This is a genomic window from uncultured Allobaculum sp. (genome assembly GCF_948576815.1).
In the GTDB taxonomy this organism is placed as follows: Bacteria; Bacillota_I; Bacilli_A; order Erysipelotrichales; family Erysipelotrichaceae; genus Allobaculum; species Allobaculum fili.
This window is the reverse complement of the sequence record NZ_CAPAEZ010000068.1, coordinates 1-14,266: the sequence shown is the minus strand read 5'-3', so window position 1 is coordinate 14,266 and position 14,266 is coordinate 1. Positions and strand designations below refer to the sequence as shown.

The 14,266-nt window shown below is 49.6% G+C and carries 9 protein-coding genes; 3 read left to right on the top strand and 6 right to left on the bottom strand.

The window, feature by feature from the left end; all coding sequences use genetic code 11:
* Positions 1 to 18 precede the first annotated feature (18 nt).
* From Q2J39_RS08965 to hisS, 3 genes are all read right to left on the bottom strand, one after another.
* Positions 19 to 792, bottom strand: coding sequence for a toll/interleukin-1 receptor domain-containing protein (locus Q2J39_RS08965; RefSeq protein ID WP_288340214.1), 774 nt, complete (start codon positions 790 to 792; stop codon positions 19 to 21).
* Between the two features lie 338 nt (positions 793 to 1,130).
* Complete coding sequence (gene aspS, locus Q2J39_RS08960; protein WP_288340216.1) at positions 1,131 to 2,987, bottom strand: aspartate--tRNA ligase; 1,857 nt, start codon at positions 2,985 to 2,987, stop codon at positions 1,131 to 1,133.
* Between the two features lie 183 nt (positions 2,988 to 3,170).
* Positions 3,171 to 4,523 carry a histidine--tRNA ligase gene (gene hisS / locus Q2J39_RS08955; RefSeq protein WP_230267874.1) on the bottom strand — a complete coding sequence of 451 codons (1,353 nt, stop codon included), beginning with the start codon at positions 4,521 to 4,523 and terminating at the stop codon, positions 3,171 to 3,173.
* Positions 4,524 to 5,127: 604 nt separating this feature from the next.
* On the opposite strand from hisS, the gene Q2J39_RS08950 reads away from it, so the two are divergent.
* Positions 5,128 to 6,861 carry an ABC transporter ATP-binding protein gene (locus Q2J39_RS08950; protein ID WP_288340219.1) on the top strand — a complete coding sequence of 578 codons (1,734 nt, stop codon included), beginning with the start codon at positions 5,128 to 5,130 and terminating at the stop codon, positions 6,859 to 6,861.
* Positions 6,851 to 8,707, top strand: coding sequence for an ABC transporter ATP-binding protein (locus tag Q2J39_RS08945; RefSeq protein ID WP_288340221.1), 1,857 nt, complete (start codon positions 6,851 to 6,853; stop codon positions 8,705 to 8,707). The genes Q2J39_RS08950 and Q2J39_RS08945 overlap by 11 nt, the downstream gene beginning before the upstream one ends.
* A gap of 256 nt (positions 8,708 to 8,963) precedes the next feature.
* Here the strand turns inward: Q2J39_RS08945 and plsY are convergent, their stop codons facing one another.
* Entirely contained in the window at positions 8,964 to 9,587 is a 624-nt protein-coding gene (plsY, locus tag Q2J39_RS08940) for a glycerol-3-phosphate 1-O-acyltransferase PlsY (protein ID WP_230267877.1), read from the bottom strand.
* A 208-nt stretch (positions 9,588 to 9,795) separates the two neighbouring features.
* Positions 9,796 to 10,821, bottom strand: coding sequence for a dipeptidase (locus Q2J39_RS08935; RefSeq protein WP_230267878.1), 1,026 nt, complete (start codon positions 10,819 to 10,821; stop codon positions 9,796 to 9,798).
* Between the two features lie 358 nt (positions 10,822 to 11,179).
* Between Q2J39_RS08935 and Q2J39_RS08930 the strand changes: the two genes are divergently transcribed.
* The gene (locus Q2J39_RS08930) at positions 11,180 to 11,734 is read left to right on the top strand and encodes a GNAT family N-acetyltransferase (RefSeq protein ID WP_230267879.1); all 555 of its coding nucleotides are present in this window, start codon (positions 11,180 to 11,182) and stop codon (positions 11,732 to 11,734) included.
* A gap of 184 nt (positions 11,735 to 11,918) precedes the next feature.
* On the opposite strand, the gene Q2J39_RS08925 is transcribed toward Q2J39_RS08930, so the two are convergent.
* Complete coding sequence (locus tag Q2J39_RS08925) at positions 11,919 to 13,529, bottom strand: hypothetical protein (RefSeq protein ID WP_288340225.1); 1,611 nt, start codon at positions 13,527 to 13,529, stop codon at positions 11,919 to 11,921.
* Between the last annotated feature and the right edge of the window lie 737 nt (positions 13,530 to 14,266).

Sequence of the window (14,266 nt, the reverse complement as noted above, 5' to 3'; positions counted from 1 at the left end):
AAGTGGACCAGTTTTCAATTACGCAACTGGACCAGTTTTCAATTGACAAAAACAGTCTTCTAAAGGGATGTACCACTTCATTTGTTTACGCATATGCTGAACGATCTCTTCCGAGGTGTATTCAGACTGAATGATGACTCGTACCGGTATGTGATGCTCCATTAGCTTCTGCAGAATGTCGATCTTTTCATTATTTAGATACCAGTAAGAACCGACATGAAAGGCCATATCTACACCGCTGACGTTTTGAGAGGAATCCAGAGAATACTTAAAAAAATCAGCAACATTTTGGCCAATGTTTAATCCTAGAGAAATTGTTCCAGGAGCTAGAAGGAGAAAGCTTACCAGACGATCAACGGAGGCTTCGAAATATTCTGTCGAAAGGATAACTGAATTTAGCTGTTCAAGAGTTTGCAGAGAAGGAGGTAATAGCGAGGACAGCTGACTGGACCAGACAAAACCGTGCAGCTGAATGGGTATAATAGTCTTCTTCAATTCCATAGCGGCTTCAATTTCCTGTCGGACCCAGTCTTCTTCATGAACGCAGCGATCGAGAGCGGCAGGGGAAAGAATCAGAATAAAATTTTCACAGTTCGCAATAGCATTCTTGATTCGATTGTTTATGTTTCCTGCTTTGGACTCTTCCAGATCGAGAAAACAGGAAATTCCCAGAGATTCGAGCTGATCGCGAATCATTTTGGCCGCAAAAAAACCGTCAGCGCGGCGATAGCTGATAAAACAGTCCACGGGACTGGATCCGTCATGCAGCGGATCGGGCTGGAAATGGTTCATAAGGATCTGCACCTCCGTTTTTTTTCTCGGGTCCAGAAAGAAGCTTCTAAATCAGGGAATGATGTCTTCTTCCTTGGGATTGATAACTGTTTTCAATGCTCGTTGTATTGGAATGTTTCTGTTCATTCAGAATAGGCAAAGAAGGACAGACGTGCAATATCTGTTGGATTTCTTCGCATTTTCGATTGCGTTTTCCACAGATCTGTATCATTTTTCACGTACAAAAAACGGCCGGTTTTCTGCAGCCGTTTCCAAAGGGAAACAGACTGCAGAAGACCGGCCGTTTTGAGCTGATCGTTAATACAGAGGATTTCTTGAAAAATTATCGTGAATCGGGATTAGCGGTTTTCTTTCCAGGCGCGGATTTCGTCAAGGGAGACGTTTACAACGCTGCCGTCGGAAAGGGTAAGCGGAAGGGTGCCTTCACGCAGGCTTTCGAGAACTTCACGCTCTTTGGGTTCTACGTTTACCGCCAGTTCGAGCTCATCAAGCTGGAGAGGATCGACGGTATTTGGTGCATCGGACATCGGGTCGCGGGCGGAAGCGTTTTTCGGGAAGGCGATGACATCACGAATGGAGTCTGTTCCGCACAGCAGCATGGCGATACGGTCGAGACCGAAAGCCAGTCCGCCATGAGGAGGTGTTCCGTACTGGAAGGCATCGATGAAGAAGCCGAATTTCTGCTGGGTCTGTTCTGGGGTAAAACCGAGAACTTCGAAGATTTTGTCCTGCAGTTCCTGTTCATAAATACGCATGGATCCGCCGCCGAGTTCATAGCCGTTCAGTACGCAGTCGTACGCGTTCGTTTTGACTTTGCCAGGATCGGTGTCCAGCAGAGGAATGTCCTCGCGTTTTGGCATCGTGAACGGGTGATGCTGGGAAACCCAGCGGTTTTCCTGTTCGCTCCACTCAAACATAGGGAAGTCGACAACCCACAGGAAGGAGAATTCGTCTTTTTTCTTCAGACCCTTTTCGGAAGCGATATCGTTGCGCAGAGCACCGAGGGCCGTGCAGGCTTTGAGCCATGGATCGCTGACAAGCAGAACGCTGCCGCCGTCTTGTACGCTGGATGCGTCTTTTAAAGCATTCAGTTCTTCTTCCTTGAGGGATTTAACCGCGGAGCCGGAGAAGACACCGTCTTTGTATTTGAGAACGACCAGACCGCTGGCGCCGTTTTTGCGGGCTTCCGAGGTCAGACGCTTGATTTCCTTGTTGGAAGGCTGGAAGTCTTCTACGGTAATGCCTTTGATCACGCCGCCGTTTTCAAGGGCGTTATGGAACGGAACAAATTCGGATCCCTTAAACGTTTCAGAGAAATCCTGCAGTTCCATGCCAAAGCGGTTGTCCGGTTTATCGATGCCGTAACGGTTCATGGCATCTTCCCAGGTGATTCGCTCAAACGGGGTCGGCAGATCGATGCCTTTGACGTCTTTCATCAGTTTCTTCACCATCGCTTCCGTCAGCGTCAGAATCTGATTTTCATCGAGGAAGGACGTTTCGATGTCGAGCTGGGTAAAGTCGGTCTGACGGTCTGCACGCAGGTCTTCGTCGCGGAAGCAGCGGGCAAACTGGTAGTAGCGCTCCATGCCGGAAATCATGAGCAGCTGCTTGTACAGCTGAGGCGACTGCGGAAGGGCGTAGAACGTACCGGGTTTCCCGCGGGAGGGTACGAGGAAGTCACGGGCGCCTTCTGGTGTCGAACGGCCCAGAACCGGCGTCTCGATTTCGACGAAATCATGGGTATCGAGGAATTCACGCAGGGAACGGACGATGGCTGCACGCGTCATGAGATTTTTCTGCATGACGGGACGGCGCAGGTCGAGATAGCGGTATTTCATACGGGTATCTTCGAGCGCGTCGGTTTCATCCGCAATGATCAGCGGCGTAACTTTTGCCGGGTTGACGATCTCAAAATCGGAAACGATGACTTCGATATCGCCCGTAGGAAGCGCCGGGTTCTTGTCCTGGCGTTCTTTTACAACGCCTTTTACATGAAGAACGTATTCCTGACGGACTTCTTTCAGGCGATCGTTGAAGCTTTCGTCAAATACGAGCTGCACGATGCCGGAGCGGTCGCGCAGGTCGATAAAGTTCATAGCTCCAAAGTTTCTTTTTTTGGAAACCCAGCCGACAAGTTCAACTGGAGTGTTTTCGTTCTCCAGACGAAGCTCGCCGTTGTGATGGCTTCGATTCATATCAGATAACCTCCTTAAAGGGAAAAAACAAAAGGAATTTGAAAATTAAAGGAATTGGAAAAGGGAATATAGACGGCAAAACGGGAAGGGAGGCTGCGATTCAGACTTTCTATACGCATTTCGCAGGCGTTATGCCGTTTTTGGATAAGGAAATGGATTCAGGTCAGGACGGGTAGTGTCAGCTTAGTCCTGATGATCGTGCGCTTCGTGCTCGTCATGGTCATGATCGTGCTCATGATGATGATCGTGACCGTGCTCATCGCCTTCTTCGAACTGACTGTCCATGAAGTCGATCAGCTCATCCGCATTCAGACTGGTCTGTTCGCGGGTCTGCGCGTTCTTAATCGTAACAGTGCGGTTTTTCGCTTCGTCTTCGCCGATCAGCAGCGTGAATTTGGCATGGGCGCGGTCTGCAGCCTTAAACTGCCCTTTGAACGATTTGCCCATGAAGTCCATGTCAGAACGGAATCCGTTGGCGCGCAGTTCGGTCAGAAGTTCAAACGCATAGCTGCGGGCTTCCGGATTGAGAACCATGACGTACGCATCCAGAGGCGGCTTTTCGCCAAGTTTAATGCCTTCCGCTTCCAGCGCGAGCAGAATGCGCTCTTCGCCAAGCGCCCAGCCGATGCCGGACATTTCCGGTCCGCCAAAATAGGGGATCAGGTTGTCGTAGCGGCCGCCGGCAAGAAGCGTAGCCTGGGCACCCATGGAAGGCGATTCGCTGACAATTTCAAAAACAGTATGCGTGTAGTAGTCGAGACCGCGAACCAGAGAAGGATCGACACGATACGGAATGTTCATTACATCGAGCAGATCAGTAACCGTCCTGAAGTATTCGCGGCTTTCCTCGTTGAGGTAGTCAGCCATGGACGGCGCGTTTTTCATGCAGTCCTTGTCGTGATCGACTTTGCAGTCGAGAAGACGGAGCGGATTCTGTTCATAGCGGCGCTTGCAGTCGGAACAGAGATCATCGACATATGGTGCGAAGTATTCTTTTAAAGCGCTTCGATACGCCGAGCGGGATTCGTCATCGCCAAGGGTATTCAGCAGAATGGTAATATGGTCAAGGCCAAGGGAACGCAGAATGGAGTAGGCGAGAACCATCGCTTCTACGTCCGAATACGGGCTCTTCAGACCAAGAGATTCGATACCGAACTGGTTGAAAATACGCAGACGGCCTTTTTGCGGACGTTCATGACGGTGCATCGGGCCGATATAATACAGCTTTACCGGAAGATCCGGCAGAGCGTACATTTTGTTTTCTACAAAGGAACGGACGACTCCTGCGGTTCCTTCCGGACGCAGAGTCAGGGACGTCGAAGAATTGGGAAGAGTAAAGGTGTACATCTCTTTGTTGACCATGTCGCTCGAATCGTTTTCGCGCTTGAAGACATTGGTGTGTTCAAAGATCGGGGTACGAATTTCATCAAAGTTGTAAAGAAGACAGAACTGACGGAATAAAGTTTCGAGCTGCTGCCAGGAGTAGCTTGCTTCTCCGTAAATATCCTGCGTTCCTCTCGGAATTTGGTAACTCATGTTTTCCTCCAGTTGACGGGCAGTTCAGCAGGGGCTGAACCGTACACTAAATCTTACTATATTTATTACGGTCATATAGCCTGAATTGAACAGACTCTGAAAAGGTTTTGCATTTTGTTCATCAAAACGGAAGGCCGTTTCCTTTCCGTCCGAAGATACTTCAAAAAAGCGGCAAGGGAAACGGGGCGAGCCCGGCCTTCCAAAAACTCCTGTTCAGAAAGGGCCTGTCCGCCTGCGGAATACCGAATTGAGGGAATGAAAAGCGAATTTCTTACCGTTCTTGCGTATTCTAAATACAGTTCTGTATTTTGGCGGTTCCAGCTGACAAACAGTCTGCTTTTAAAAATTGACGGAAGGCGGAACGAGCGCACCGTCCTGGACATCGTCAGTCTGTACACCGACAGATTGACAATTCAGAAAACGGCATAACCGTCTGCACACCTGTATACGCAAGAGTCAGCAGGCAGGAATCAGCAGACAATAGATAAGAATAGAAACATTATGAGCGGCCGGGTTCCGGCTTTTCATCGAAAAGCAAAAGATAAAAATCCAGAGCACAAGGATGCTGAGCGCCAGAATAACCGGCCTGAAAAGAGGGGATAGGATGAATGGTTCAGCGATTTTTAAACTGACAAGAAGTGCGCGAAAAGATTTTATTCTCGCCGTGATCTATGTTGCCATCGAGACTTTACTTGAAGTCATCACCCCGGTTTTGATGGCCGATATTATCGATATTGGCGTGATGCACCGGGATACGTCCATCTTTGTCAGCCGCGGTTTGGGGATGCTCGCTTGTGCAGCGGGTTCACTTCTTTTTGGTCTGCTCTATGCCAAAGCGGCAGCCCGGGCTGCGGCTACGGTCGCCAGCCAGATTCGACAGGCGCAGTTTGATCAGATCGAAAAGTTTTCGTTTGAAAACATCGACCGCTTTGAATCGTCGGGACTGATTACCCGACTGACGAGCGATGTCATGGTTTTGCAAAATACGATCACCAACGGCATTCGACCGATCGCGCGCGGTCCACTGATGCTCATTCTCGGCATCATCATGTGCTTTATCATCAGCTGGAAACTGTCCATCGTCTATCTGATCGTTTCGCCGATCATGGCTCTGCTGCTGATCTGGATCGTTTCGAAAGTCGCTCCGCAGTACCGGTTCATTCAGAAGACGGTCGATGCGCTCAATGAGGCAGTGGAAGAAAACCTGATTGCCATTCGTCTGGTGAAATCCTTTGTTCGTGCGGATTACGAAACAGACCGTTTCGACCGGGTCAACGAAGATCTGGCGTCTTTAATGCAGAAGACAAACCATCTGGCCTTCTTGAACCTGCCGCTCTTTCAGGCTTCGATGTATATCACGATTCTGGTTTTGCTGGCCATCGGTTCGATGATGATTGTGCAAAGCATGCTGGCTGTCGGTCAGCTGACCGGCATCATGTCCTACGTTCTGCAGATCATGAATGCCTTTATCATGATGTCCAATATCTTCCTGCTGCTGACCCGTTCCGCGGCTTCGATTCATCGCATTGAAGAAGTGCTCGACGAAAAGATTACAATGCACTCGCCCGAACAGGGAAAGCTGCTTCAGGACGGTTCGATCGATTTTGAAAACGTCAGCTTCAAGTATTCGAAAGAAGGCAGGGAAGACGTTCTGAGCGATGTGACGCTTCATATTCCTTCAGGAAGCCGGGTCGGCATTATCGGAGCTACCGGATCGGCCAAATCGTCTCTGGCCATGCTCATTCCGCGACTGTATGACGTATCGAGCGGCACTCTGAAAGTCGGTCAGGAAAACGTTCATGATCTGGACTTGAAGGCGCTTCGCGAAGATGTTGCCATGGTTCTTCAGAAAAACACGCTCTTTTCCGGAACGGTTCGCGACAACCTGAAATGGGGCAATCCAAACGCCAGCGACGACGAAATTCTGAAAGCGATCGATCAGGCTGGAGCCAGCGAACTGATCGCCCGACTGCCCGGCGGTCTTGATATGGAACTCGGCCAGGCCGGCGTCAACGTGTCCGGCGGTCAGAAGCAGCGTCTGTGCATTGGCCGCGCGCTGCTGAAAAAGCCGAAAATTCTCATTTTTGATGACTCGACTTCGGCAGTGGATACGAAGACGGATGCGCTCATTCGTAAAAATCTTGCCGAGATTCACGGGCTTACGCAGATCATCATTGCACAGCGCGTCTCTTCAATTTCACACTGCGATCAGATCGTGGTCATGGATCAGGGTCGTATTGTACAGACCGGCACCCATGACGAACTTTTGAAAACCAGCCCGATTTACCGGGAAATTTATGAAAGCCAGCAGGGAGGAGGTCAGCCGGATGAACAGTAAATCAAATGCATCCAGACCCAGAAACCGTCGTTCGGTCTTTCGGCGTCTACTCAACTACATGGGCAATCACCGGCTGACGTTTTTTGCGGTCGGCCTTCTGGTTACCGTTTCCGGTCTGGCCAATCTGGCTGGAACGTATATGATTCGCCCGATCGTCAATACAGCCGGCGAGGGCAATACGAACGGCGTGATCCGGCTTCTGGTGATCATGGGCGTCATTTATCTGACCGGCGTACTCAGTGCGTGGGGCTATACGCAGCTGATGGCCAAAGGCGCCCAGCAGGTCGTCAAGGAAATCCGGCACGATCTGTTTGTCCATATGGAATCTCTGCCGATCCGCGTATTCGATACGATAAAACAGGGCGATCTGATGGCGCGCTTCACTTCGGATGTCGATACAGTCAGCGATGCACTCAACAACTCGTTTGCATCCATGATTCAGAACTTCATTCAGGCATTTGGTACGCTGCTTCTGCTTTTCGTGCTCAACTGGAAACTTTCGCTGATCGTCGCTGTATTCTACCTGTTCATGTTCGCGTACGTTCTTCTCGCCAGCAAGACGAGCCGGAAATACTTCTCTTTCCAGCAGAAATACATCGGCGCGCTGAACGGTTTTGCGCAGGAAGCCATCCACGGTCTTCGCGTCATCAAAGTATTCAATCATGAAGACGCCAGTATGGAGCAGTTTAAGAAATACGATAAGAATCTCTATGCGGCTTCGAAAAAGGCGCTGTCCTATTCGCAGACGATGGTCCCCTTTATCGTTTCTGTTTCCTATATTAATTACGCCATTGTAGCGATTGCCGGCAGCTACATGGTTCTGCAGGGTCAGGCGGACGTCGGTTCGCTGGCCAGCTATCTTGTCTTTGTTCGGCAGGCAGCAGCACCGATTAACCAGTTCGTTTCCCAGGCAACGCTTCTGCTTTCGGCCCTTTCGGGTGCGGAGCGCATCTTTGATTTTATGGACATTGCGCCGGAAGCCGATCAGGGACACGTGACCCTCGCTTACGGAATTCAGGACGAAAATGGCAAATGGATGGAAAGTTCCATTCCGCAGAAAAACTGGGTGTGGAAACATCCGCGCCCGAACGGTTCCGTGGAATGCGTACCTCTTCGCGGGGATGTGCAATTTCGTCATGTCGATTTTGGATATGTTCCGGAAAAGCAAATTCTTAAGGATGTTTCGCTGTTTGCCAAGCCCGGTCAGACGATTGCTTTAGTCGGTGCGACTGGCGCCGGAAAAACGACGATTACCAACCTGCTCAACCGTTTTTATGACATTTCCAAAGGAAGCATCTTGCTGGATGGCATCGACATCAAACTGATCGCCAAAGACGATCTGCGCCGGTCGATGGCCATGGTTTTGCAGGATACGCATCTGTTTGCGGGAACGATTCTCGATAACATTCGCTACGGCCGTCTGAACGCCAGCGATGAGGAAGTCATCGAGGCAGCCAAACTGGCGAATGCCGATTCCTTCATCCGTCGTCTGCCGGAAGGCTACCATACGCGTATCAGCTCCGATGGAGCGAGCCTTTCCCAGGGTCAGCGGCAGCTGCTTTCCATTGCGCGAGCAGCCATTGTAGATCCGCCGGTGCTCGTTCTTGATGAAGCCACATCGAGCATCGATACCCGAACGGAAAAACAGATTGAAGAAGGCATGAAGCATCTGATGGATGGACGAACGACGTTTGTGATTGCGCATCGTCTGTCGACCGTGCGCAACGCCGACTGCATTATCGTGCTCGATCAGGGAAAAATCGTTGAGCGCGGCAGCCATGAAGAATTGCTCGAACAGAACGGCTTTTACGCCAGACTGTATAACGGCATGTTCGAACTCAGCTGATTGTTTTTGCAATTAGTAATACAGATCTCGCATGCGAAAGCGGCGGTTCCATACGACTTTCCCTAGGAAAGCGTGAAACCGCCGCTTTTTTACAGGATACAATGCACGGGGAAATGCTGCCGGAATGCCGGCGGCTGCGGAGAATTTCCGGAAAATTCGTTTCACACGTAGATCGGGCACGTCTTGCAAATATATACAGACGTTTAGTCCGGAAAAAAGCCGGTCCAGGACCGGCTAAATGAGAAATCGATGAGAGTTAAATCCAAGTTACTTTGCTTTCCTTGCCGGCGCGAACTTTAAGAATGTTCGATTTGTGCCGGTAGATGATCAGCGCGGTCAGCATCCAGCTCCCGGCGATCAGGAGCAGATCCTGCGAATTGGTCGACCAGTTCATGGAAAGAATCTGCAGGGAACTGGCGAGTGCCGCACAGATGGAAGCCACGGACACCCATTTGTATAAATACAGAATGATGAAGAACATCAGAAACGGAATGAGGAAATACAGTCCGTTATGGAAGACAAACAGGGAAATGCCAAACAGGAAGCCGTACATGCTGGCGACTGCCTTGCCGCCTTTGAAATGAGCAAAGATCGGATAGCAGTGACCGATGCAGCAGGCCAGTCCGCTGACCAGCGCGCAGGCCGGAGAAACGAGGGCGCCGATGCCAATGGCAGCGACAACTTTTAAGGCATCCATGAAAATGACGAGAACGCCGACCTTTTTGCCGAGAACGCGTCCCGCATTGGTACCGCCAGGATTGCCGGATCCTTTTTTACGCAGATCGGTATGGAAGAAGACTTTTCCGATGACCAGCGCGAACGGAATGGACCCCAGCAGATAGCCGATGATAAGACAAAGAATAAACCAGAAAATTTGCACAGATATTCACCTCTAAATATTCGTCTATCCCGATGCAGAGCATCGAATGCAGTTCCTGTTTCGAAAAGAAGCACAGGATCAAACGCGGGCAAAAGCCGACTGGAAAAGATGGCCTCCTGCTGCTTTAGACAGACAATTTACTGTACACCTATTGTATCAGTCCGAGCGATTTCTAGCCGTGCAGAAGGAAAAACAGATTTCCTGGTTTTCAGAGATCCTCGGGAAGAACCTGCTGCAGGACGCGAAAAACGTTTTCGCCCATGACTTTGGCAATGTCTTCTTCACTCCAGCCCGCTTTTTCTAAGGCGTCCGCCAGCTTCTGCATCTGCGAAGCGTCTTCAATTTCGACTTTGGAGTGAATGCCGTCAAAATCTGTACCGATCGCGCAGACGTCAATTCCGCCGGCTGCCCGCAGATGTTCAAGATGACGAATCATGTCTTCAAGCCGCGAGAGGTCTTCATCGTTTTCCCGTAAAAAGTCGGCACAGAAATTGAGACCGATCACGCCGCCCGTTTTGGCAATGGCGCGAATCTGCTCATCGCTGAGGTTGCGGCTGACTTCGCATAACGCCCGACAGTTGGAATGAGAAGCAAGGACGGGTTTAGAGGCCATTTCCATCACATCCCAGAACGCCTTGTCTCCAAGATGCGAGACATCGATTAAAATGCCGAGTTCTTCGCATTTGTGAACGAACTGTTTGCCGTGTTCGGTCAGTCCCTTTTCTGTTTCTACGCGAAAAAGGGGAGCCGGTTTTCGGTAATCGACATCCGCAAGATCCGCAAAGGAAATGTTGGGGTGACCGATCGCGTTTGGATAGTTCCAGGTCAGCGCAATGAGCCGAACGCCCATGCGCTGCCAGAATTCGAGCAGGTCCAGATCCTGAAACATCACATCGCCTTCTTCCAGAGAAAGCAGAACGCCAGTTTTCGAAGAGTTTTGTAAAGCATCCAGATCCTTGCGGGTAAAGATCGGAAGCAGAAAAGCACGATGTATGTGCATCTGCTTCTGAAATTCGTTCAGCAGACGAAGCGCTTCGTGTTCGGGCTGACGGCCGTTGCCGCGATCAGTAAACAGCGCAAACGTCTGCAGCGCCACGCCGCCTTTTCGAAGTTTTTGAATATCGATGCAAAGATCGTTTTTTGCCAGAGAGGCGTCCTGATTCTGATCGCGGCGTTCGCGCAAAGCGAGAATGGTATCGCAGTGCAGATCGCATACGGGATACGTTTTTGTCATGGATCGTTTTTCCTTTCCTGCCGGGTATGAAATCGAATCGAGAGGGATATGGACCCGGCTTAAACCGTGTTCGTCTTTGATTTTAACGGCTGCACAAAAACAGGCGATCCTCTCGAAGCAAAATGACAGAATTGTCTGAACCTGTACATTATCCAATCTCGTGTCCGTCCAAAAAGAGTTTTCCTTTTTCGAGGGGCGTTTAACGCGCTACTATATTTTCTAAAGTTTCTCTTTTGTGTTGTCCTTTCACGGACGGTACCCCGAAAAGTGGACACGAAAGAGAGGATCATCCTGGATCCTGCATATTTACAGAACTCCATAGAAAGGAAACAGTCCCTTAAGACCTTAAGAAACGCCAATGTATACGATTCGATTTGCGAAAAAGGAAGAGGCCAGAAGACTTCTGGAAATTTATAGACCGTATGTGGAAAACACGGCGATTACGTTTGAGTGGGATGTACCTACCCTCGAAGAGTTTGAACACCGTATTGAAACCATTCAGAAGCACTATCCGTATCTGGTTCTAGAAGAGAAAGGCAAAATCATGGGCTACGCCTATGTCGCTCCATTTAAGGAAAGACAGGCATACGCCTGGAGTGTCGAAACCAGCATTTATCTGGATCGAAATTCCCGTCACAAAGGGTATGGCTCCAGACTTTATGAGGCCCTCGAAGAAGAATGCCGCAAAGCTGGATTCATCAATTTTTACGCCTGTATTGCCATCCCTTCCTGTAAGGACGATCCGTATCTGAATCTGGACAGCGTTCGTTTTCATGAAGCCAGAGGATTTAAGGAGTGTGGCCGCTTTGACAACTGCGCGTTCAAGTTTGATCGTTCCTACGGCATCGTCTGGATGGAACATCGCATTCAGGACTATACGCTTCCTCCCAAACCGGTAAAGACGATCGGCTAAACCTGCCAGTCGAAACTTTGCACAGGCAAAAGAAAGGGAAGAAAAGAAAGGGAAAAGGGAAGACAAAAAGAAAAGAGGCATAAGAAAAGGCTGTTCATGCAGGAATGCACGGGCAGCCTTTGGCATTATTTTGATCTGAATAAGATTTTGTGCTGGCTTATTCTGGATGGGAAATGGATTGGAATTATTCAACAACCCACCAGGCAACGCCTTCACCGAGCCATCCGCTGGAAATGAGGAATACATTTTCCTTGCGGCTTGTTGTGAAGTGGTGCGAGCCGGCCTGATCGGCGTTCGGATTGTATGTACGGAATACAGGTACGCCTTTTCCAAGCGCGTTGGAGTACCAGGCGATGCCTTCATATTTCCAGCCGAGATCGGTAAGAACGTTCATTTCCTGCTCATCGAGCGTGAAGTGATGATCGCCGTTGTTCGGGTTGTACAGACGGTAAACCGGTTCGTTGGATGTTTCCGGGGAAACCCAGGCCAGACCTTCATCATACCAGCCGATCGCGGACAGGTAGTTTTTCTCGCGGACATCCTGAGTAAAGAGGTGTTCGCCCGTGTTCGGGTTGTAAACGCGGTAGAGGTTTACCGTTGGGCCAACTTCTTCTTCTCCGCCGGTATCCACGGTTTTGTCGAAGGTATAGGTGTAGGCAGCATCGTATTCCTCATTGGAGAGAACAATGCCGTTTTCATCGGTGTTGATTTCTTCGGTCCAGCGGCCTTTGCTCTGGTCAAAGCCTTCGAGAGCAACCATGCCGGTTGGAATGAGAGACGCATCGAGGGTACCAGCAGCGTGTGCGCCGTCATTGGTTTTCACCATGTCCATGTCGATCTCTACGACTTTCGCATCGGCGGAACCGTCATCCCAGGTACCGTTTTCTACATGGAAAGCCACTTTGCCGGACGGTACGTCCAGTTCGAGACCGGTCTGGTCAATTACGCCGGTGAAGCGAATCGGAACGATCAAGGCCATCCAGGGATCCAGGTCAATGTTTCCGTAGAAGGTTGAGGTGCTCAGAATCGCCTGACCGCCTTTCTGGAAGTTTTCGTCCTTAATGAAGAGCGCGCCTTCTGGAGAGTAGGCATGGATTGTTTTCGGCTGTGTTGTTTTGTCGTCATCGAGCGTCTTGCAGGATACTTTGCCTGTTCCGTTTTCGTTGATTTCAAAGCGAACGGTGATTGTACCGGTCGTCGCATCATAAGAAGCCTGGGTACATTTCATGAACTTGAAGAAGCCTTCGGCAGCTGCGTCGCTTCCTTCTTCAAATACCTTCTGCCATGCCGATGTGTCGCAGAGAATGTCTTCGTTTACCGATACGATTTCCGGATTGATCTGGAACGTATAGGTGTAGCTTCCCTTGAGGGATTTTGTGTAAAACTGAGGTTTGCTGTTGGCCATGATGTACGCCAGACGGAAGGTTCTGTAGCTGTTCCATACGTCGGTCATGTCCAGATCGCCGCCGATCTGCACCTGACTCTGACCTTTACCTGGCTGATAGAGCAGGGAGTCCATCGGGGTGCCGTCTACTAGCGTATCGATCGTCAGATCGCAGTTTACGTCGGTACCTTCGCGGTATGTCGCAGGAAGGTCACTGGCCAGAATCATTTTTTCTTCTTCCGAAAGCGTTTCGTTGATGTCAGCCTGGCTGTTTTCCGACAGGGTGAAACTTTCCATCTGAGTCATTTCCTCTTCCTGAGCAAACGCCTGAACCGGAGAGAGGGTCATTGCAGCGGTGCTAAGGATCATAGAGGTACTCAGAGCAAGTTGTAAAAATTTGTTCTTTTTCATATCATTTCTCCTATAAATCGCTGTATTTGAATTGAACTTGCGTAAACAAGTCGCAATCACTTCGTATTCTAAGTATTATAATATAATTTAATATTCATTCATCGATACGACGCAAATCATATCATGAAGCCATACTCCATGCGACATGAATACTGCATTTGAAAGCGGATCATATAATTTCACACAAAGGATACAAAATTGTTCGAATAGCAAATAAAGATCATTTTAATAAAAAGAAGCGCAGCCGGCCTGCGCTTCTTTTTTGAAGAAAATGGGAAAGACGACAGTCCGAAAGACTCGCCTGTGCCCGGAACATCCTTCTCAAAACCAAAGAAAAAGATCGGCCGTTTCCATTGCCGATCTTCTGGTCTGTCTCATTCCTGTTTGGTCGGTTCGAACAGACGGGAAGTGCTGTTCAGATTGCTGATTCCGGTATCCAGGAAAAGCCGTCTGTTCAATTTCGATCTTCGGACTGGATCCATTTTGTATTTTCCGAATGCATCCATCAACAGACGGAATTCCTCTTGTGCCTGGCGTTATTTCCGATCTGTCTCATCCCGTTCGTGGATCGGACCTTATTTCGCTGCGCTTACTGTCTCAGGCTTGTTTCTCTCCGTTGGCACAATGAGCGTCGGACTGATTTCGTATCAGGCGTTTTTTTCGTCGGTCCAGCCGGCATCGCGGGGATGTCAAAAATTTTGTGTAAATTCCTTTTTTGGTAGTTGAAACATTTGGCC

Coding starts and splice junctions, on each gene's coding strand:
- Q2J39_RS08965 (WP_288340214.1), bottom strand. CDS start 792: ATGAACCATTTCCAGCCCGATCCGCTGCATGACGGATCCAGTCCCGTG.
- aspS (WP_288340216.1), bottom strand. CDS start 2,987: ATGAATCGAAGCCATCACAACGGCGAGCTTCGTCTGGAGAACGAAAAC.
- hisS (WP_230267874.1), bottom strand. CDS start 4,523: ATGAGTTACCAAATTCCGAGAGGAACGCAGGATATTTACGGAGAAGCA.
- Q2J39_RS08950 (WP_288340219.1), top strand. CDS start 5,128: ATGAATGGTTCAGCGATTTTTAAACTGACAAGAAGTGCGCGAAAAGAT.
- Q2J39_RS08945 (WP_288340221.1), top strand. CDS start 6,851: ATGAACAGTAAATCAAATGCATCCAGACCCAGAAACCGTCGTTCGGTC.
- Q2J39_RS08935 (WP_230267878.1), bottom strand. CDS start 10,821: ATGACAAAAACGTATCCCGTATGCGATCTGCACTGCGATACCATTCTC.
- Q2J39_RS08930 (WP_230267879.1), top strand. CDS start 11,180: ATGTATACGATTCGATTTGCGAAAAAGGAAGAGGCCAGAAGACTTCTG.
- Q2J39_RS08925 (WP_288340225.1), bottom strand. CDS start 13,529: ATGAAAAAGAACAAATTTTTACAACTTGCTCTGAGTACCTCTATGATC.